The following is a 20,455-nucleotide window of genomic DNA, read 5'->3' as shown; positions in this document are numbered from 1 at the left end:
AATCGCACAGCGCCTGCTCGCGTCATTCCCTCCCTGCAAACCGGCAACTTTCTGCCAAACTCCCCAAGGCCGCGCCGTCGGCTTTCTGGCGACGGAAAAGTGCGTTTCCAAGCGCTTGCTAGTGTCTGGCCTTGCCACTAGAGTCGCCGCCATCGGCCAAGGGTCGCCACGAATCCGGCCACAGGTAACTGGGGAATAATGTGAAGAACTGGACTGTACGCGTGCGTATCCAGGCGAGTTTTGCGGTGATCATCGCCATCATGTTGATAATGGCAGTCACTTCCTACATCCGCTTCATGACGATAGAAGAGAGCGCCAGTCGGGTGCTGAATGATGCGATGCCCGGCACCTACTTCATCACCAAGGTACGTGGAAACTGGGTGGATCACATGCTCAGCACCCAGGCTTTGTTCGGTGTTCACGACGATCAGCGCGAGCACCAGGGCCAAGGCCTGTCGGAGGCTGACCGCAAGCGTTTCGATAAAAGCAGCCAGGATCTGGAGCAGATGCTCGCTGCCTATGAGAAGACGATCGTCGAAGCCGAGGATCGTGCCCTCACCAACGAATTCAAGAAGGTACGGGAGAGCTATCTGGAGCTGCATGGGCAATTGCTCGCTCTCCTTCAGAAGAACCAGCGTGAGCAGGCTGCCGAGCTGTTCACCGGGGAGGTGTCCGAGCGCTGGCAGGAGGGCCGTGCCCGGCTTAATCAGTTGATCGACTTGAACAAGGCGATTGGCGATAACGCGGCGAACAGGATCATTGCCGCAGTGTGGGCCGCCGAGATCACCATGTTGCTGTCGATCTTGCTGGTCATGGCCGTAGCCGCCGCATCCGGGTGGCAGCTGATGCGCGCCATCACCCGCCCGGTGGGCGACGTAGTAGAGAGCCTGAAGGCCATGGGCGGCGGTGATCTGTCGACTCGGCTGGACCTCAAGCGCAAGGACGAATTCAATGTCATCGAGACCGGCTTCAACAGCATGGCCGAGGAACTCAAGACACTGGTGGCCCAGGCGCAGCGCTCGGCGGTGCAGATGACCACCTCGGTCACCGAGATTGCCGCTACGTCCAAGCAGCAGCAGGCCACCGCCACCGAGACTGCCGCCACTACCACGGAAATCGGCGCCACCTCGCGGGAGATCGCCGCGACTTCTCGCGACCTGGTGCGGACCATGACGGAAGTTTCCGGCACCGCCGAGCAGACCTCCATCCTCGCTGGCTCCGGCCAACTGGGCCTGGCGCGCATGGAAGACACCATGCACCAGGTGATGGGGGCCGCCGAGCTGGTTAACGCCAAGCTGGCGATCCTCAATGAGAAGGCCGGTAACATCAACCAGGTGGTCACTACCATCGTCAAGGTGGCCGACCAGACCAACCTGCTGTCCCTGAATGCCGCCATCGAGGCGGAAAAGGCGGGCGAGTACGGTCGCGGTTTCGCCGTGGTCGCCACCGAAGTGCGCCGCCTGGCCGACCAGACCGCCGTGGCGACCTATGACATCGAGCAGATGGTGCGCGAGATCCAGTCGGCGGTATCCGCCGGGGTCATGGGCATGGACAAGTTCTCCGAGGAAGTCCGTCGCGGTATTGCCGAAGTAGGGCAGGTAGGCGAGCAGCTGTCGCAGATCATCCAGCAGGTGCAGGCGCTGGCGCCGCGCGTGCAGATGGTCAACGAGGGCATGCAAGCCCAGGCCACCGGCGCCGAGCAGATCAACCAGGCCCTGGTGCAACTGGGCGAGGCCACCGGGCAGACGGTGGACTCCCTGCGTCAGGCCAGCTCCGCCATCGACGAACTGAACCTGGTGGCCAACGGCCTGCGAACCGGCGTCAGCCGCTTCAAGGTCTGAGTCGGCGCCATGTGCCCGAGTCGAACCCACGCCCCGGCTCGTACGGTCAGGGGCAGGCTCTACCTGCAGTTCCGCATGGGCGGCGACCGCTATGCGCTGGATGTCCAGGACGTGGTGGAAGTGCTGCCGCTGCAACACGTCAAACAGGTGCCCGAGGCGCCCGCCTGGGTCGCCGGCGTGTTTGCCCATCGCGGCGTGCTGGTGCCGGTGCTGGACCTGGGCGTACTCGCCCTCGGCCATCGCGCCCAGGTACGGACCAGCACCCGGCTGGTGCTGGTGAATTACCCGCTGGATGGCCGTTCGCGCTGGCTGGGGCTGATACTCGAACAGGCCACCGACACCTTGCGTTGCCGCCCGGATGAGTTTCGTGACTACGGCCTGGAGCAGGGCGGTGCGCGTTACCTGGGGCCGGTCTACCAGGGGCGCGATGGCCTGGTGCAGTGCATCCGTGTGGAGGACCTGCTGCCGGAAGACGTCCGGGCCCTGCTGTTCCCGGCTGCGGAGGGCGCGGCATGATCGAGCGCTTCGAAGCCCTGTTGAAGCATCGCATCGGCCTGGAGGCCGAGTCCGTCGGCCGGGTGGTGATCGAACGCGCGGTACGCCAGCGGATGAACGCCTGCGGCAGTCGTGACGAAGACGCCTACTGGACCACCCTCAACGTCTCGCCGGTCGAGCAACAGGCGCTGGTGGAAGCGGTGGTGGTGCCGGAAACCTGGTTCTTCCGTTATCCCGAATCCTTCGCAGCGCTCGGGCGCCTGGCGTTCGAGCGCCTGCCGAGCCTGGCTGGCGGCCGCCCATTGCGAATTCTCAGCCTGCCCTGTTCGACGGGAGAGGAACCCTACTCCATCGTCATGGCGCTGCTGGATGCCGGCCTGGCGCCGGGCCTGTTCCAGGTCGACGCGATGGACATCAGCGAGCGGGTGTTGGAGCGGGCGCGCCAGGGTTGGTATGGGCGCAACTCCTTCCGCGGCGACGACCTCGGCTATCGCGAGCGACATTTCATTCCGACCGGCGAGGGGTTCGCGCTGGCCCAGCAGGTGGCGTCCAGGGTGCGCTTCATGCAGGGCAACCTGCTGGACCCCGGCGTGCTCGCCGGGCAGCCGCCCTACGATTTCGTCTTCTGTCGCAACCTGCTGATCTATTTCGACCGGGCGACCCAGGGCGCCGTGGTGGAGGTGCTAAAGCGCCTGATGCTCCGGGATGGCGCTATGTTCATCGGCCCGGCGGAGGCCAGCCTGCTCAGCCAGCAGGGCATGCAGCCGCTGGGATATCCACAGGCGTTCGTGTTCCGTCACACACCGCCGCAGCCGTCGGCGAAACCGCACAAGGCGCGTGCCCAGGCGCCGACGCCGGTTATTCCAATGCCACTGCCCAGACGGGCCCTGGCACGTCCGCGCGCGCCGCTGCCGAAGCCGGAAGCGCCGAAGGCACCCGCTGCGAAGGAAAGTCGAGACGCGGCCCTGGCGGAAATCGCTGGTCTGGCCAACAGCGGCCGCAGCAACGAAGCGCGGGTGGCGTGCGAGGCGTTTCTCGCCGCCCACGGCCCCTCGGCCGATGCTTTCTACTGGCTCGGCCTGCTCAGCGATGTAGCTGGTAAGGCCGATGAGGCCCAGGACTATTACCGCAAGGCGCTCTACCTGGTGCCGCTGCACGCCGAAGCACTGGCCCACCTGGCCGCGCTGCTCGCGGCCCGTGGCGACCGCGCCGGTGCGGAGCGTCTGCAGCAGCGCGCCAATCGGGGAGTGAATAACCATGGCCGATAACCACCTGCCCCTGATCGCCAGCGGCCAACTGCTGGCGGTGGATGATTGCTGGAACCGCATCGGCGTGCACGGCGACAAGTCCTGCGAGCGCCTGGCAACCCATGTGCACTGCCGTAATTGCGAGGCGCATGCGGCGGCCGCCACCCTGTTGCTCGATCGCTACGCCCTGGTCCGCGAAGACATTGCCGCCGCCCCTGCCGCGGAGGTCGAGGACGACGACCGTGAGTGGCGCTCCACCCTGGTGTTCCGTCTGGGCGAGGAGTGGCTGGGGCTGGCCACCCGTTGCCTGGTGGAAGTGGCTGCCATCAGCCCCATTCATACCCTGCCGCATCAGCGCTCCCTGGCGTTGCTGGGCGTGACCAACGTGCGTGGCGCCCTGGTGGCCTGTCTTTCTCTCAGCGAATTGCTGGGGCTGGAAAAGGGCAGCGGAACGGCCGGGGAACGTCGTGTGGTGCCGAGGCTGCTGATCCTCGCCAGCCAGGGCGGGCCGCTGGTAGCGCCGGTGGATGAGGTTGACGGGATTCATGACATTCCCCTGGACGCGGTCCTGGAACCCGGCCGCACCCCCGATCTGGCCGCGCGCCAGTTCGCCTCGGGCGTGGTGCAGTGGCGTGGCCGCAGCATCACGCTGCTGGACGAAGGCCTGCTGGTGCAGGCGATGGCAAGGAGCCTGGCATGACCCCGGACCAGATGCGCGATGCCTCCTTGCTGGAACTGTTCCGCCTTGAGGCGGAAGCCCAGACCCAGGTGCTCAATACCGGACTGCTGGTGCTGGAGCGCAACCCCACCCAGGCCGATCAGTTGGAGGCCTGCATGCGCGCGGCTCACTCCCTCAAGGGGGCGGCGCGTATCGTCGGGCTGGACGCCGGGGTGCGTGTGGCTCATGTGATGGAGGATTTGCTGGAGGCTGCCCGCCAGGGCTACCTGCGCCTGCAGCCGGACAACATCGACGCGCTGTTGCAGGGTTCCGACCTGCTGCTGCGTATTGGCGGCGATGCCGAATGGGCAGACAGTGCCGGCCAGTCGGCCATCGACGCGCTGATCGCCCGGCTTCAGGGTCAGCCCAGCGCGCCGCCGCACTCGACCCTGGAACTCATTGAACCGGTCATTCCCGTCCCGATCACTCCGGCGGCGCCATTGCCGGAGCCGATGCCGCGTGAATTGGAGGTGCCCGTCGTCGCCGACGGCGCTGCCGAGACCCGCGACCGGGTTCTGCGGGTCAGTGCCGAGCGGCTCGACCTGCTGCTGGATATTTCCAGCAAGTCGCTGGTGGAGTTCCAGCGCATCAAGCCGCTGACCGACGCGCTGTCTCGCCTGAAGCGCCTCCAGGCCAGCGCCAGCCGTGCCCTGGACGTGGCCCGCGAATCGGTGCTGGACGGCTCCCTCGACCCACAGGCCCAGGCCATGCTGGGCGAGGCGCGGCAATTGCTCGGCGAATGCCAGCAGATGCTCGCGGGCTACATGGCAGACTTCGACGAGTTCGGCTGGCAGGGCGGACAGCGCGCCCAGTTGCTCTATGACGCCGCCCTGGCCTCGCGCATGCGGCCCTTTGCCGATGTACTGGCCGGCCAGGCGCGGATGGTCCGTGACCTCGGTCGTTCCCTTGGCAAGCCGGTGCGTCTGGACGTCAGCGGTGAAACTACCCAGGTCGACCGCGATGTGCTGGAGCGCCTGGAAGCGCCCCTGACTCACCTGCTGCGCAACGCCGTGGACCACGGCATCGAGAGCCCGCAGGTGCGTGCGCGCCAGGGCAAGCCGGAGGAAGGCGTGATCCGCCTGCATGCTCGCCACCACGCGGGGATGTTGCTGCTGGAGTTGTCCGACGATGGCGCCGGTGTGGATCTGGAGCGTCTTCGCGATGCCATCGTTGCCCGCGAGTTCGCCAGCTCCGAAACCGCCGCACGAATGGTCGAGGAGGAGCTGCTGGCATTCCTCTTCCTGCCGGGGTTCAGCATGCGTGACCGGGTCACCGAGGTGTCCGGACGCGGCGTTGGCCTGGATGCGGTGCAGCACATGATGCGCCAGTTGCGCGGCGGCGTGCGCATGGAGCAGCGGAGTGGGCAGGGCGCCTGCTTCCACCTGGAGGTGCCGCTGACCCTGTCGGTGGTGCGCAGCCTGGTGGTGGAAGTGGGGGGCGAAGCCTATGCGTTCCCGCTGGCCCACATCGAACGCATGACCCGGTTGCAGCACGAAGATATTGTCCAGCTCGAAGGCCGCCAGCATTTCTGGCACGAAGGGCGGCACGTTGGCCTGGTTTCGGCCAGCCAGATCCTCCAGTGCGCCGAGGGCCATCGCGACGAGGCCGGCATTCCGGTGGTGCTGATCAGCGAACGCGATACCTGCTACGGCCTGGCCGTTGAACGTTTCATTGGCGAGCGCACCCTGGTGGTGATGCCGCTGGACCCACGCCTGGGCAAGGTCCAGGACCTGTCCGCAGGGGCCTTGCTCGACGATGGCCGGCCGGTGCTGATCCTCGACGTCGAGGACCTGCTCAACTCCGTCGGCAAGCTGCTCGGCAGCGGCCGCCTGGAGAAGGTCGACCGCAGCGGCCGACAGGGCGCCGGCGTCCAGCGCAAGCGCGTGCTGGTGGTAGACGACTCGCTCACCGTGCGCGAGCTGGAGCGCAAGCTGCTGGCCAGTCGCGGCTACGACGTGGCCGTGGCGGTGGACGGCATGGACGGCTGGAACGCCCTGCGCTCGGAACATTTCGACCTGCTGATCACTGACATCGACATGCCGCGCATGGACGGTATCGAGCTGGTCACCCTGGTCCGTCGCGACAACCGGCTGCAATCGCTGCCGGTGATGGTGGTGTCCTACAAGGATCGTGAAGAGGACCGGCGTCGTGGCCTGGATGCTGGCGCCGACTATTATCTGGCGAAGGCCAGCTTCCACGACGAAGCGTTGCTGGAGGCGGTGGTCATGCTGATCGGGGAGGCTCAAGGATGAGGATAGGGATAGTCAACGATATGCCCCTGGCAGTGGAGGCGTTGCGTCGGGCACTGGCGCTGGAGCCGGCGCACCAGATTGCCTGGATTGCAGCCAACGGTTCAGAGGCGGTCGAGTTCTGCGGTCGCGATGTGCCGGATGTGGTGCTGATGGACCTCCTGATGCCGGTGATGGACGGCGTCGAAGCCACCCGCCAGATCATGGCGCGCAGCCCCTGCGCCATTCTCATCGTCACGGTGGATATCGAGCAGAACGTGCACCGGGTGTTCGAAGCCATGGGTCACGGCGCCCTGGATGCGGTGAATACCCCGGGGCTCGGCAGTGGCCAGGCGCAGGAAGCCGCGCTGCTGTTGCGCAAGATCCAGAACATCGGCTGGCTGATAGGCCAGCGCGACCTCCGTGGCCGGGGTACCGCCGATCCGCGCCCTTCGCGCAGCGGTGGCCAGCGCCTGGTGGCCATCGGGGCCTCGGCCGGAGGACCGGCGTCTCTGGCGCAGTTGCTGAAGCAGCTGCCGGAGCATTTTTCCGCCGCGGTGGTGCTCGTCCAGCACGTGGACGAAGTCTTCGCGGCCGGCATGGCCGAATGGCTGGCGCGGGAGTCCCGCTTGCCGGTGCGCCTGGCGCGGGAGGGCGAGCCGCCGCAGCCAGGGGCGATCCTGCTGGCGGGCACCAACAATCACCTGCGACTGATGAACAATGGCACGTTGGCCTATACCGCCGAACCCACCAGCCATGTATACCGTCCGTCCATCGACGTGTTTTTCGACAGCCTGGTGGAGCACTGGAAAGGCGAGGCCGTCGGCGTGCTGCTCACCGGCATGGGCCGGGACGGCGCGGAAGGCCTCAAACGCATGCGTGGCCGGGGTTTCCTGACCATCGCCCAGGACCAGGCCAGCTGCGCCGTCTACGGAATGCCCAAGGCCGCCGCCGCCATTGGCGCGGCAGTGGAAATACTCGCCCTGGAGCGCATCGCGCCCCGGCTGGTGGAGGCATTTGGATGAATTTCACCTCAGGCCAAAGGGCCCGGAGAGCGTTATGCAATACCCCTATCGAAGCCCTGTGGACATGACTCCGGTGGAGCCTTCGGTCATGGTCTTGCTGGTCGATGACCAGGCCATGATCGGTGAAACGGTTCGTCGAGCGCTGATAACCGAGCCGGGCATCGACTTCCATTTCTGCGCCGACCCGCTGCAGGCGGTCTCGCTGGCCCTGCAGCTCAAGCCTACGGTCATCCTCCAGGACCTGGTGATGCCCGGCGTCGATGGCTTGAGCCTCCTGGCCAAGTACCGGGCGGTGCCAGCCCTGCACGATGTGCCGATCATCGTCCTGTCGACCAAGGAAGAGCCCACGGTGAAAAGCGCGGCCTTCTCCGCAGGGGCCAACGACTATCTGGTCAAGCTGCCCGATGCGATCGAGCTGGTGGCGCGTATCCGCTACCACTCGCGCTCCTACGTCACGCTGCTGCAGCGCGACGAGGCCCACCGCGCCCTGCGTGAAAGCCAGCAACAGCTGCTGGAAACCAATCTGGTGCTGCAGCGCCTGATGAACTCCGACGGCCTGACCGGCCTGTCCAACCGTCGGCACTTCGACGAGTACCTGGACATGGAGTGGCGACGTGCCCTGCGTGAGCAGAGCGAGCTTTCGCTGCTGATGATCGATGTGGACCACTTCAAGGGCTACAACGACAGTTTCGGCCATGTGGCCGGCGACGAGGCCTTGCGCCGTGTGGCCGAGGCCATCCGTGCATCCGGCAGCCGTGCTACCGATCTGGCGGCGCGCTACGGCGGCGAGGAGTTCGCCATGGTGCTGCCGGGCACGGCCAGCGGCGGGGCGCGACTGCTGGCCGAGAAGGTTCGGCGCAGCATCGAGGCGCTGGCCATTCCCCACGACAAGCCGGTGGCCGGTTCGGTGCTGAGCGTCAGCATTGGCGTGGCCACCCTGGTCCCCAAGACCGGCCAGCCCTCCCTGCTGCTGGTGGACACGGCCGACCAGGGGCTCTACCAGGCGAAGAACAATGGCCGCAACCAGGTGGCCCTGGCGGTGCCTGCCGCCAGGCACTGAGCGACTGTCTGCGATCGGCGCCGCCGGGTTGGCCCGTGCGTCGCCGGATCGGGGCAAATCGCGGCTGGGATGCTGCCGGCATTCAGTGACTCGGGTATACTCGCCGGCTTTTCCGAAAGTTTTGCCAGCGAGCGCTTCCAGCCATGGAAATCAACCCGATCCTGAACAGCATCAAGGACCTCTCCGATCGCACCCTGTCTATTCGGGGGTATCTTTGACTACGATCAAAAGCATGATCGTCTCGTCGAAGTAAACCGCGAACTCGAAGATCCCAACGTCTGGAACAACCCCGAATACGCCCAGAATCTTGGCCGTGAGCGCGCCCAGCTGGCGCAGATCGTCGAAACCCTGGACGACCTCCAGGGCGGCCTGGCCGACTCCCGCGACCTGCTGGACATGGCCGTTGAGGAGAACGACGAAGGCGCGGTGAACGACGTCGCCAGCGAAGTCGAACGCCTGCGCGAGATCCTCGAGAAGCTGGAGTTCCGCCGTATGTTCAGCGGCGAGATGGACATGAACAACGCCTACCTGGACATCCAGGCCGGCTCCGGCGGCACCGAAGCCCAGGACTGGGCCAACATGCTGTTGCGCATGTACCTGCGCTGGGCCGACAAGCGCGGCTTCGACGCCACCATCATCGAACTGTCCGAAGGCGAAGTCGCCGGCATCAAGGGCGCCACCGTCCATGTGAAGGGCGAGTACGCCTTCGGCTGGCTGCGCACCGAGATCGGCGTGCACCGCCTGGTGCGCAAGAGCCCGTTCGACTCGGGCAACCGTCGCCACACCTCGTTCACTGCCGTGTTCGTCTCGCCCGAGATCGATGACAACATCGAGATCGAGATCAACCCGGCGGACCTGCGCATCGATACCTACCGCTCCTCCGGCGCGGGCGGTCAGCACGTGAACACCACCGACTCCGCGGTGCGTATCACCCACGTGCCGACCAACACCGTGGTGGCGTGCCAGAACGAACGCTCCCAGCACGCCAACAAGGACACCGCCATGAAAATGCTGCGGGCCAAGTTGTACGAGCAGGAAATGCAGAAACGCACCGCCGCGTCCCAGGCCCTGGAAGACACCAAGTCCGACATCGGCTGGGGCCACCAGATTCGCTCCTACGTACTCGACCAGTCGCGGATCAAGGACCTGCGCACCGGCGTGGAACGCAGCGACTGCGACAAGGTGCTGGACGGCGACCTGGACGAGTACCTGGAAGCCAGCCTGAAACAGGGGCTTTGACGCGCCGCACTTTTGTAGGAGCAAGCTTGCTCGCGAACCGCATCGAGAACTTCGCGAGCAAGCCGGCTCCTACGGTTACCCAATTGAAATAGACGCCAGGCAGATAGAACGACCATGAGCGACCTACAACTCGACCAGCACGAACTGCAACAGGAAGAAAACAAGCTGATCGCCCAGCGCAAGGAAAAACTTGCCGCTGTGCGCGAAGCCAGGGCCATCGCCTTCCCCAATGACTTCCGCCGCGACGACTACTTCGCGGACCTGCAGAAGCAGTATGCCGACAAGACCAAGGAAGAGCTGGAAGCAGCCGCCATCCCGGTCAAGGTCGCCGGTCGCATCATGCTCAACCGTGGTTCCTTCATCGTCCTGCAGGACAGCAGCGGCCGCCTGCAGGTCTATGTCAACCGCAAGACCCTGCCGGAAGAGACCCTGGCTGAGATCAAGACCTGGGACCTGGGCGACATCATCGGCGCCGAAGGCACCCTGGCCCGTTCCGGCAAGGGCGACCTGTACGTCGAAATGACCAGCGTGCGCCTGCTGACCAAGTCGCTGCGCCCGTTGCCGGACAAGCACCACGGTCTGACCGACACCGAGCAGCGTTATCGCCAGCGCTACGTCGACCTGATCGTCAACGAGGAAACCCGCAATACCTTCCGCGTGCGTTCGCAGGTCATTGCCCACATCCGTCGCTTCCTGTCCGAGCGTGGTTTCCTCGAAGTGGAAACCCCGATGCTGCAGACCATTCCCGGTGGTGCGGCGGCCAAACCGTTCGCGACCCATCACAATGCGCTGGACATGGCCATGTTCCTGCGTATCGCGCCGGAGCTGTACCTCAAGCGCCTGGTGGTTGGTGGTTTCGAGAAGGTCTTCGAGATCAACCGCAACTTCCGTAACGAAGGCGTTTCGACCCGGCACAACCCCGAGTTCACCATGCTCGAGTTCTACCAGGCCTATGCCGACTACGAAGACAACATGGACCTGACCGAGGAGCTGTTCCGCGAGTTGGCCCAGGCGGTGCTCGGCACCACCGACGTGCCTTACGGCGACAAGGTCTTCCACTTCGGCGAGCCGTTCGTCCGCCTGTCCGTGTTCGACGCCATCCTCAAGTACAACCCGGAGATCAGCGCCGCCGACCTCAAGGATGTCGAGACGGCCCGTGCGATCGCCAAGAAGGCCGGCGCCAAGGTTCTTGGCCACGAAGGCCTGGGCAAGCTGCAGGTGATGATTTTCGAGGAACTGGTGGAGCACAAGCTGGAGCAGCCGCACTTCATCACCCAGTACCCGTTCGAAGTGTCGCCGCTGGCGCGCCGCAACGACCAGGACCCGAGCGTTACCGACCGCTTCGAGCTGTTCATCGGTGGCCGCGAGATCGCCAACGCCTATTCCGAGTTGAACGATGCCGAGGACCAGGCCGAGCGCTTCATGCTGCAGGTCAGGGAGAAGGACGCCGGTGACGATGAGGCGATGCATTACGACGCCGACTTCGTCAACGCCCTGGAATACGGCATGCCGCCCACCGCTGGCGAAGGCATCGGTATCGACCGCCTTGTGATGTTGCTCACCAATTCGCCGTCTATTCGTGACGTCATCCTGTTCCCGCACATGCGGCCCCAGGCTTGATGCAGGAGTAAGAAAGAAACCGCCTTCGGGCGGTTTTTTCTTGGCTGGAGTCCGGCAATTGAACCTTTTGCCGCCAGCACCACTCCTGAAAAGCGCTCTTCAGGGTCGACAGAGCCTTTTTCTTGCCTGCTCCTGCATTGATTAGCCGGATAAATGGTCAACACTTTCACCTTGTGTGAGTTCGGAGGGTTTCCCGTCTTGAACCAGTCGTCCCGTAGTGACAGTGCCGCCCGCTTGGCCAGCGCGGTAGCCGAAAGCGTGAAGTACCAGGGCCGCAAGGCCAGCCGCCAGGGCAGCGAACAGCGTCGCCAGGCGATTCTCGATGCCGCGATGCGCATCATCGTCCGCGACGGCGTGCGTGCCGTGCGCCATCGTGCAGTGGCCGCCGAGGCCCAGGTGCCGCTCTCGGCCACCACCTACTACTTCAAGGACATCAACGACCTCATCACCGACACCTTCGCCCAGTTCGTGGAGCGCAGCTCGGCGGTGATGGCAGCTTTCTGGGCCAGCGTGGAGGACGACCTGCAGGCCATTGCTGCCGTGCTCAGCCGCGACGGCGACTCGCGCCGGAAAATGACCGAACAGATCGTCGAACTGGCCATCCAGTACGTGCGCAGCCAGCTGGAGGAGAACCGCGATCAACTCCTGGCCGAACACGCCTTCCGCCAGGAAGCGCTGCTCAATGCCGGTCTGCGTAATCTGGCTGACGCACATCGCAGGATACTCTCGCAGGGCGCGGAGCATTTCTTCCAGGTACTGGGCTCGGCAGAGCCCGCCGAAGACGCCAAGGTATTGACGGCTATCATTCTGCGGATGGAATATCAGGGCCTTCTCGATGGGGTGGAAAACCTCGACATCGACGAGATGCGAGCCGTCCTGAAACGCTACCTGTATCTGGTGATGGGACTCTGAGCGCGTAGATCAAACCCCGCTTCAGCGGGGTTTTTCGTTATCACAAGGAGAGCGAGATGAACGTCTGGCGTGCCGTGGTTGCCCTGTCCTTCCTGCTGTTGGGCGGCTGCCTGGTCACCTTCAAGGATCCGATTCCGGCCAATGAGCCGGCCCCCATTCCCCTTCTTGGGGACTGGACCCGCAAGGACGAGTGGGGCGAGCGGCAGTATCTGGAGATCAGCCGCTCCGGCTCCAACATCTACAAGGCGCGTAGCTTTGAAGGCAGCAAGGACAATCTGGAGGCGATGGAAGAGTTCGGCTTCACTGTCGCCCGCCATGGCCGTCGCTGGTACCTGTCCGCGGGCCTGCCGAAGAAGCTCGGCGCCAATTTCGCCATCGTCGGCTTCGAGCTGACCACCGACAATGAACTGGTGGTCTACAACCTGGACGTCGAGCGCATCGAGCAGGAAGTGCAGGACGGCAAGTTCCAGGGCCGGGCCGTGGAAATGCCGGAGGGCGATGGCGTACTCATCACCAGCCCGCTGGACGTCGTCTTCGGCTGGCTGGATGACCCGGCCAACTCCGATGTCTTTGTTGAAGTGGCGCGTTACCAGCGCTCAGCCGAGGAGTGAGTCGCCGATGAGCCGCCGCAAGTTGCCCGACGACTACCAGAAGACCATCCGCGCGTTGTCCGACCGCATCGTCCTGGCGCAGACGCCGATCCGCGTGCTGGACGCCGTGAAGTGGGACGACAGCGTCCGCCAGGGTTTTCTCAAGCACAAGGGCAAGGCCATGCCCCCGGTGGACCGCGCCTACTACGAGAGCCGCCCGCTGGCCTTCGACTCGGTCGAGAAGAAGCTGGAGTTCCAGAACATCGAGCGCGATATCACGCGCCACCTGGGCCAGTTCAACCCGGTGGGGCAGATCATGCGGCGCATGTGCAAGGAGTACCGCATGGTCATCCGCATGCTCGAAGCGCGCGGCACCGCGGATTTCGGCCTGATTTCCCAGGAACTCTACGGCGCCGCCTCCGATGCCTTCCACGCAGGCGACCCGACCCTGGCCGACCTCGGCCTGATGCTCTCCGACTACCTGAACAACATCGCCTATCGCGGCGACCTCAAGGACGAGGCCAAGACCCTCACCGCCAAGGATGCCGTGGACCTGCTGCAAAGCCGGCTGGGCGCGGTCTTCGGCGATGACACCATTCGCGTGATCGAGTCCGACGGCATCGTCGCCGACGCCGCGGCCGGTGCCGACTACATCAAGATCCGCGCCGATGCCCTGTTCAACGAGCGCGACGTGCGCGCGCTGGAAGTCCACGAAGGCCTGGTGCACGTGGGAACCACCCTGAATGGCCAGAACCAGCCGATCTGCACCTTCCTCTCCAAGGGCCCGCCGTCTTCCACCGTCACCCAGGAAGGCCTGGCGATCCTGATGGAAGTGATTGCCTTCGCCTCCTACCCGACCCGCCTGCGCCGGCTGACCAACCGCACCCGCGCCATCCACATGGCGGAGGAGGGGGCCGACTTCCTTGAGGTCTATCACTTCTACCGTGAGCAGGGTTACAGCATGGAGGAGAGCTACGGCAGCGCCAGCCGCGCCTTCCGTGGCTCGCTGCCGGGCGGGCTGCCGTTCACCAAGGACCTGTCCTACCTGAAGGGCTTCATCCTGATCTACAACTACATCCAGCTGGCCGTACGCAAAGGCAAGCTGGAGCAGATCCCGCTGCTGTTCTGTGGCAAGACCACCCTGGAAGACACCCGAACCCTGCGCCAGCTGGTGGACGAGGGCCTGGTGGTGCCGCCCAAGTACCTGCCGCCGCAGTTCCGCGACCTCAACGCGCTGTCGGCCTGGATGTGCTTCTCCAACTTCCTCAACCACCTGAGCCTGGAGCGCATCGAGGCGGATTACGCGAATATTCTCTGACTGCCTGCCGGGGTTTTTCCCGGCAAGACGGCAGGAACCCTGTAGATCCTATGCAAAGGCCGCCCGCACGCCGATTCTTAATCCGGGGGATAGAAGGTTTGGCCCAGAGGAGGAATCGACATGCGAACGGCCTACGTTGAACAGCATAGTGCGAACGAACCGGTCTTGGCAGTGGCGCTGGAGTTGGCCAGGGCCAGTTGGAAAGTGGCGCTGAGTGATGCCCGGCGCGCCCCCCGGCTGAAGACAGTCGACGCACCGCAACCCCTGGCGCGCCTGGAGCAGGTGGTGCAAACGATCGCGGAGACGCGCGCGCTCTGGGCGTTGCCAGCGTCCGCCAGAGTGGTCGTGGTGTATGAAGCGGGCCAGGATGGCTTCTGGCTACAGCGCGCCTTGCAGGCGCGTGCGCTGGAGGTCCTGGTGATCGATCCAGCGAGCCTGCTGATGGCGCGGCGGAGGCGTCTGGCCAAGACTGACCGGCTGGACGCCTTGCGCCTGGTGGAGGCCCTGCTGGCCTGGCTGCGTGGCGAGCAGCGGCGTTTTCAGGTGGTGTGCCCGCCCAGCGTCGAGGACGAGGATCGCCGGCACTGGGGGCGCGAGCGCCAGCAGTTGCAGCGCGAGCTGCAGCAGCACCGCAACCGGATCGAGAAGCTGCTGGCGACGGTGGGCTGCTGGACCCGGCTGGATCGTGCCGGCCGCCAACAACTGGCCGAGGGCACGCTGCAGGACTGGGCTGGCCAGGCGCTGGGGGCGGCGCTGCAGGCCCGCCTGCAGCGGGAGCTGCAACGCTGGCAGGAGGCCCGGACCCAGCTGCGGCGGCTGGAGCACGAACACGCGCAGCGCTTCGGCACCCGCCAGGCCGAACAAGTGGCGCGACTGAGCCAGTTGCGCGGCATCGGCACCGTCGGCGCCCGGCAACTGGTACTCGAGCTGTTCTGGCGGCAGTTTCGCAACCGCCGTCAGTTGGGGGCCTGCGTTGGCCTGGTGCCCTCGCCCTACGACAGCGGCACGCTGCGGGTCGACCAGGGCATCAGCAAGCAGGGTAATCCCCGGGTCCGCGCGCTGCTGGTCGAACAGGCCTGGCTATGGCTGCACTACCAGCCGAACAGCGCCCTCAGCCACTGGTTCGCCAAGAAGGCCGGCGGTGATTGCCGTCGCAGTCGACGGGTAGCGATCGTGGCCCTGGCGCGACGCCTGGTGATCGCCTTGTGGCGCTACCTGGAGCGCGGTGAGCTGCCGGCGGGTGCAACACTGAAAGCCGTGCCCTGACACCACCACTCAGCCAGCGAGCCGCGACGAAAGAGTTACGCAGTCAACACGCCCGTAATTCGCCCGGGTCATCAGCGCGATGACCGATCTTGTAGAAAGGGTGTGGTGCAAAGGGGTATGCCTGAGCGCAACGCGCAAGCAGGATCGTGTTGGTCCTCGTGACCAGCGGATAGAAGGTGGTGAGACGCTAGGTCTCACGAGCAGCATGCCCCGCTGCCTTGATGCGTGCCCCAAGTCATGAATCGGAGGAACAGGCCTTGACACCGAGATCTTCATAGAAGGGGCGAATTCATTCGCCAACCAGCCCGCAGGGCTGGCCTGTGATGTTTCAGGAAGGAAATACACATGCCCGCTTCCCGCACTCTGCTGATCCTCCTTGCTCTGCTCCTGCAAGGCTGCAGTTCGTTGCTCTTCTACCCCGACCGTCACCTGTCCTTCACCCCGGAAAAGGCCAGGCTGGAGTACCGCGACATCAGTCTGAGCGCGGCCGACGGTACGCGCCTGCATGCCTGGTGGCTGCCGGCCAAGCCGGGCGTGGAGGTGAAGGGGACGGTGCTGCACCTGCATGGCAACGGCGGCAATGTCGCCAGCCATCTCGGTGGCAGCTGGTGGCTGCCGGCCCAAGGCTACCAGGTGCTGTTGCTGGATTATCGGGGCTACGGGCGCTCCGAGGGTTCGCCCAGCTTACCGGCGATCTACCAGGACATGGACGCCGCCTTCGCCTGGCTCGACCAGGCGCCGGAGGTGCAGCACAAACCGGTCGTGATGCTTGGCCAGAGCATTGGTGGCGCGCTGGCGGTGCATTACCTCGCGGAGCATCCCGAGCGGCGTGCGGCACTCAAGGCGTTGGTCCTCGATGGTGTACCCGCCAGCTACCGCGAAGTCGCCCAGTACAGCCTCTCCAACGCTTGGATCACTTGGCCGCTGCAGGTGCCGCTGTCCTGGCTGGTGCCGGACGGTGACAGCGCCATTCGCGCCATCGGCGCACTGAAAGGATTGCCCATGCTGATCTACCACAGCATCGACGATCCGGTGGTGCCCCTTTCCAACGGCGTGCGCTTGTATCAAGCTGCGCCCCCGCCGCGGGTGTTCCAGCCGGTCCGTGGCGGCCACGTGCAGACCTTCGCCGATCCAACCTGGCGGCAGGTCATGCTGCTTTACCTCGAAGACCCGAAAGGCTTCGTCGGATTGCGCCGGCTGGCCGAAGTCCCGAATACAGAGAGTCCCCAATGAGCGAACGCAACCCTATCCCGCTGATCCTCACCGGCATCGGCAGCATTGTCGGCACCGTGATGGTGCTCTGGTTCTACGGCTACCTGCACTTCGCCAAACCCGAGGATGCCCTGCTGCTGTCCGACTTCACCATGCTCAAGACGGTCCCCGGTGAGGACTACAAGGTTTCCCTGGAGCCGGCGCCGCAGGTCGCCCAGTGCATCGATGGCGTGCTCGTTCTCTTCGATACCCAGCAGAAAGGCCTGACCGGCGTGCTGGTGGACAACAAGCGCAAGGCCGTGCGCTGCATGGGCCAGGAAACCCCGCAAGAGGTCAAATAAGGGGCTAGCCTCCGGTATGGAGGTGAGTCTCATGGACATTCGAATCTGGCAGGGCGATATCACCGCCCTGAACGTCGACGCCATCGTCAATGCCGCCAACAGCTCGCTGCTCGGTGGTGGGGGCGTCGACGGTGCCATCCACCGCGCCGCTGGCCCGGAACTCCTGGCCCACTGCCGCACCCTCGGCGGTTGCCCCACGGGCGAGGCGCGCATCACGCCGGGCTTCCGCCTGCCGGCGCGCTTCGTGATCCACGCCGTCGGGCCGGTCTGGCACGGCGGCAACCACCGCGAGCCGGAACTGCTCGCCAACTGCTACCGCAACAGCCTGGCCCTGGCTGAAGCCGAGGGGCTGGCCAGCATCGCCTTTCCGGCGATCAGTTGTGGCGTGTATGGCTATCCGCTGGACGCAGCGGCGCGGATCGCCGTGGCCGAGCTGAAGCGGCCGAGGCCGGAAGGCAGCAGCTTGCAGGAGGTGCTGCTGGTGGCCTTCGGCGCGGACATCGTGCGGCTCTATCAGGAAGCACTTTCGTAGGTTGGCGCTGAGCGCAGCGAAGCCCAACGGTTGTGCCCGAGCCAGACGCCGAGGCGTTGGGCTTCGTACCTCAGCCCAACCTACAACGATTTCGGCGACAGCAAGCGCAACCCGTTGAACACCACCAGCAGGCTGGCGCCCATATCGGCGAATACCGCCATCCACAGCGTGCCTTCGCCCATCAGTGTCAGGGCCAGGAACACTGCTTTGATTCCCAGCGCCAGGCTGATGTTCTGCATCAGCACGCGGTGGGTGCGGCGGGACAGGCGGATGAATTGCGGCAGCTTGCGCAGGTCGTCGTCCATCAGCGCCACGCCAGCGGTCTCTATGGCGGTATCGGTTCCGGCGGCGCCCATGGCGAAGCCGATGTCGGCGCGGGCCAGGGCCGGGGCGTCGTTGATGCCGTCGCCCACCATGCCCACCGGCACGCCGCCCGCCTGACGCAGGCCGATTTCCGCGAGTTTGTCTTCCGGCAGCAGGTTGCCACGGGCATCGTCCACACCCACCTGGCGGGCGATGGCCTGCACGGTGTGCGGGTTGTCACCGGAGAGCATCAGGGTCTTTACCCCTAGCGCATGGAGTTGGCCGATGGCTTCGCGGCTGCTGTCACGCACCGTGTCGGCGACGGCGAACAGCGCCAGCACGGCGTTCTCGCTGCACAGGGCCACCACCGTCTTGCCCTGTGCCTCCAGGGCGTCCAGGCGCGCCTCCAGCGGCGGTGAGCAGAGGCCGAATTCTTCTACCAGGCGGTGATTACCCAGGTGATAACGGCGGCCCTCGATCTGGCCGGTCACGCCGCGGCCGGGCAAGGCGGCCAGGTTATCCACCGCGTAGAGGGCGATGCCGTCGGCTTCGGCGGCGCGCGCCACGGCCTGGGAGACCGGGTGGTCCGAACGGGCCGCCAGGCTGGCGGCCAGGGCTCGGGGATCACCTCCGCTCGCCAGCAGCAGTTCGACATCGGTCTGGCGAGGACGGCCCTCGGTCAGGGTGCCGGTCTTGTCCAGGGCCACCCAGGCCAGCTTGCGGCCGAGCTCGAGGAACACCCCGCCCTTGATCAGGATGCCGCTACGGGCTGCCGCGGCCAGGCCGCTGACAATGGTTACCGGTGTGGAAATCACCAGGGCGCAGGGGCAGGCGATCACCAGCAGGACCAGGGCGCGATACAGCCAGTCCAGCCAGATACCGTCGAACAGCAGAGGGGGCAACAGGGCGGTAAGGATGGCAATGAGGATCACCACCGGGGTATAGATGCGCGAGAACTGGTCGACGAAGCGTTGCGTCGGCGCCCGCGAGCCCTGGGCGGCTTCCACGGCGTGGATGATACGCGCCAGGGTGCTGTCGTCGGCGGTGCGGGTGGCGCGGTATTCCAGTTCGCCTTCGCCATTGATGGTGCCGGCGAACAGCAGGTCGCCCAAGTCTTTCTCCACCGGCAGGCTCTCGCCGGTGATGGGCGCCTGGTTGACGCTGGAACGACCGCTCAGCACTTCGCCGTCCAGGGCGATGCGTTCGCCGGGGCGCACCCGCAGGCGGACTCCGGGCTGCACGTCGCGGGCCGGGCGTTCGCGCCACTGGCCATTCTCGAACACCGTGGCCTGCTCGGGGGCCAGTTGCAGCAGGCCCCGAATGGCGTCCCGCGCCCGCTCCAGCGAGCGGGCCTCGATCAGCTCGGCCATGGCGAACAGCACGCTGACCATCGCCGCCTCGGGCCACTGGCCGATCAACAGGGCACCGGTGACGGCGATGCTCATCAGCGCGTTGATGTTCAGGTTGCGGTTCTTCAGGGCGATCCAGCCCTTGCGGTAAGTGGGCAGCCCGGCGCCGAGGATGGCGAGGACCGCCAGGCCGGCTATCGCCCATTCCGGCGCCAGGGCGAACCACTCGCAGGCTTCCGCCGCCATTGCGGCAACACCGGCGAGCGCCAGCGGCCACCAGGGCTTCTTCGCCTGAGCCGGCGTGCTGGCGGGAGCGCCTTCGGCCAGCGGCACGGCCTGCATGCCCAGGCTTTCAATCAGGCGCTGCAGGGGTTCCACGTCGTCGAAACGGTGGCGCACACGCAGCAGGCGCTGCATCAGGTTGAACTCCAGGGCTTCAATGGCCGGCACCTTGCCCAGGGCATCGCGGATCAGGCGCTCTTCGGTGGGGCAGTCCATGGCATCGATGCGCAGGTGGCTCCAGCGCGGCTCGGCAGTGGCGGTGATGGTGGCCAGCTCCGGTGTGGCGGAGCGGGGCGCGTGGTCATGGTCGTGGCAGCAAGGGTGGCTCATGGGTCAATTCCTGTTTGACGCTTCGAGCGCCATTGCACACCCTGTAGCAACTACAGAGTCAAGCGGAGGCAGGCAATGAAAATAGGTGAACTGGCCACTCTTACCGGTTGCCCGGTGGAAACCATCCGCTATTACGAGCGCGAGGGCCTCCTGCCAGCGCCCGCGCGCAGTGCAGGCAACTACCGGCAGTATGACGTGGCCCATGTGGAGCGGCTGTCCTTCATCCGTCACTGCCGCTCGCTGGACATGACCCAGGAAGAAATCCGTGCCTTGCTGGCGCTGCGCGACCGCCCCGAGGCCGAGTGCGGTACCGCCAACCGGCTGATCGAAGAGCACCTGCACCATGTGGAGGTGCGCATCGCCGAGCTGCAGTCGCTGCGCGACCAGCTCAAGGATCTGCGCGCGCGCTGCAGTGGGGAGGGCGCCAGCGAGGCCTGCGGCATCCTTCGCGAACTGGAGCAGCCCGGGCCGCCGCCCGTGGCCAGCGAAGAATGTGCACACACAGGCCATCTGCACGTTCCAGGCGTGCATCGGCGAGGTTGAGCGG

Annotated in this window: 18 protein-coding genes; 17 read left to right on the top strand and 1 reads right to left on the bottom strand. The window is 65.5% G+C overall.

Features of this window, described 5'->3' with window-relative positions; genetic code table 11:
* Positions 1–200 precede the first annotated feature (200 nt).
* From THL1_RS22920 to THL1_RS22845, 16 genes are all read left to right on the top strand, one after another.
* Complete coding sequence (locus THL1_RS22920; protein ID WP_069085381.1) at positions 201–1,841, top strand: methyl-accepting chemotaxis protein; 1,641 nt, start codon at positions 201–203, stop codon at positions 1,839–1,841.
* Positions 1,842–1,850: 9 nt separating this feature from the next.
* Positions 1,851–2,357: a chemotaxis protein CheW gene (locus THL1_RS22915; RefSeq protein ID WP_069085380.1), complete on the top strand. Its 507-nt coding sequence runs from the start codon at positions 1,851–1,853 to the stop codon at positions 2,355–2,357.
* Positions 2,354–3,604, top strand: a complete 1,251-nt coding sequence (locus THL1_RS22910) for a CheR family methyltransferase (protein WP_069085379.1) — start codon at positions 2,354–2,356, stop codon at positions 3,602–3,604. The genes THL1_RS22915 and THL1_RS22910 overlap by 4 nt, the downstream gene beginning before the upstream one ends.
* Positions 3,594–4,283 (top strand): chemotaxis protein CheW, encoded by a 690-nt coding sequence (locus THL1_RS22905; protein ID WP_069085378.1) that lies wholly within the window; start codon positions 3,594–3,596, stop codon positions 4,281–4,283. Before THL1_RS22910 ends, THL1_RS22905 begins: the two co-directional genes overlap by 11 nt.
* On the top strand, positions 4,280–6,553 hold the full coding sequence (locus THL1_RS22900; RefSeq protein WP_069085377.1) for a hybrid sensor histidine kinase/response regulator: 2,274 nt from the start codon (positions 4,280–4,282) through the stop codon (positions 6,551–6,553). Before THL1_RS22905 ends, THL1_RS22900 begins: the two co-directional genes overlap by 4 nt.
* Complete coding sequence (locus THL1_RS22895; RefSeq protein WP_069085376.1) at positions 6,550–7,554, top strand: chemotaxis response regulator protein-glutamate methylesterase; 1,005 nt, start codon at positions 6,550–6,552, stop codon at positions 7,552–7,554. The genes THL1_RS22900 and THL1_RS22895 overlap by 4 nt, the downstream gene beginning before the upstream one ends.
* Before the next feature lie 34 nt (positions 7,555–7,588).
* Positions 7,589–8,614, top strand: coding sequence for a response regulator (locus THL1_RS22890; RefSeq protein ID WP_069085375.1), 1,026 nt, complete (start codon positions 7,589–7,591; stop codon positions 8,612–8,614).
* Between the two features lie 143 nt (positions 8,615–8,757).
* Positions 8,758–9,853, top strand: a protein-coding gene (gene prfB, locus THL1_RS29890; RefSeq protein ID WP_145928371.1) for a peptide chain release factor 2 whose coding sequence is annotated in 2 segments (ribosomal slippage) — positions 8,758–8,829 and positions 8,831–9,853 — 1,095 coding nt in all. Because the reading frame shifts where the segments join, the coding sequence is not laid out codon by codon here.
* A 114-nt stretch (positions 9,854–9,967) separates the two neighbouring features.
* Positions 9,968–11,473, top strand: coding sequence for a lysine--tRNA ligase (lysS, locus tag THL1_RS22880; protein ID WP_069085373.1), 1,506 nt, complete (start codon positions 9,968–9,970; stop codon positions 11,471–11,473).
* A gap of 198 nt (positions 11,474–11,671) precedes the next feature.
* The gene (locus THL1_RS22875; RefSeq protein WP_069086610.1) at positions 11,672–12,385 is read left to right on the top strand and encodes a TetR/AcrR family transcriptional regulator; all 714 of its coding nucleotides are present in this window, start codon (positions 11,672–11,674) and stop codon (positions 12,383–12,385) included.
* A gap of 56 nt (positions 12,386–12,441) precedes the next feature.
* On the top strand, positions 12,442–12,996 hold the full coding sequence (locus tag THL1_RS22870; protein ID WP_069085372.1) for a hypothetical protein: 555 nt from the start codon (positions 12,442–12,444) through the stop codon (positions 12,994–12,996).
* Between the two features lie 7 nt (positions 12,997–13,003).
* Positions 13,004–14,293 carry a flavohemoglobin expression-modulating QEGLA motif protein gene (locus THL1_RS22865; protein WP_069085371.1) on the top strand — a complete coding sequence of 430 codons (1,290 nt, stop codon included), beginning with the start codon at positions 13,004–13,006 and terminating at the stop codon, positions 14,291–14,293.
* A gap of 120 nt (positions 14,294–14,413) precedes the next feature.
* Complete coding sequence (locus tag THL1_RS22860) at positions 14,414–15,559, top strand: IS110 family transposase (protein WP_069082015.1); 1,146 nt, start codon at positions 14,414–14,416, stop codon at positions 15,557–15,559.
* Between the two features lie 345 nt (positions 15,560–15,904).
* The gene (locus THL1_RS22855) at positions 15,905–16,792 is read left to right on the top strand and encodes an alpha/beta hydrolase (RefSeq protein ID WP_069085370.1); all 888 of its coding nucleotides are present in this window, start codon (positions 15,905–15,907) and stop codon (positions 16,790–16,792) included.
* Positions 16,789–17,112 (top strand): hypothetical protein, encoded by a 324-nt coding sequence (locus THL1_RS22850; protein WP_069085369.1) that lies wholly within the window; start codon positions 16,789–16,791, stop codon positions 17,110–17,112. The genes THL1_RS22855 and THL1_RS22850 overlap by 4 nt, the downstream gene beginning before the upstream one ends.
* Before the next feature lie 31 nt (positions 17,113–17,143).
* On the top strand, positions 17,144–17,644 hold the full coding sequence (locus THL1_RS22845; protein ID WP_069085368.1) for an O-acetyl-ADP-ribose deacetylase: 501 nt from the start codon (positions 17,144–17,146) through the stop codon (positions 17,642–17,644).
* 80 nt (positions 17,645–17,724) lie between these two features.
* Here THL1_RS22845 and THL1_RS22840 read toward each other — a convergent pair whose 3' ends face one another.
* On the bottom strand, positions 17,725–19,908 hold the full coding sequence (locus THL1_RS22840) for a heavy metal translocating P-type ATPase (RefSeq protein ID WP_069085367.1): 2,184 nt from the start codon (positions 19,906–19,908) through the stop codon (positions 17,725–17,727).
* A gap of 75 nt (positions 19,909–19,983) precedes the next feature.
* On the opposite strand from THL1_RS22840, the gene cadR reads away from it, so the two are divergent.
* Positions 19,984–20,451 carry a Cd(II)/Pb(II)-responsive transcriptional regulator gene (cadR, locus tag THL1_RS22835; RefSeq protein ID WP_069085366.1) on the top strand — a complete coding sequence of 156 codons (468 nt, stop codon included), beginning with the start codon at positions 19,984–19,986 and terminating at the stop codon, positions 20,449–20,451.
* The last annotated feature ends 4 nt before the right edge of the window (positions 20,452–20,455 follow it).

It is taken from the genome of Pseudomonas sp. TCU-HL1, from assembly GCF_001708505.1.
Taxonomy (GTDB): Bacteria; Pseudomonadota; Gammaproteobacteria; order Pseudomonadales; family Pseudomonadaceae; genus Metapseudomonas.
Note: the sequence above shows the minus strand (reverse complement) of the source record. Positions and strands in the feature narration are given on the sequence as shown.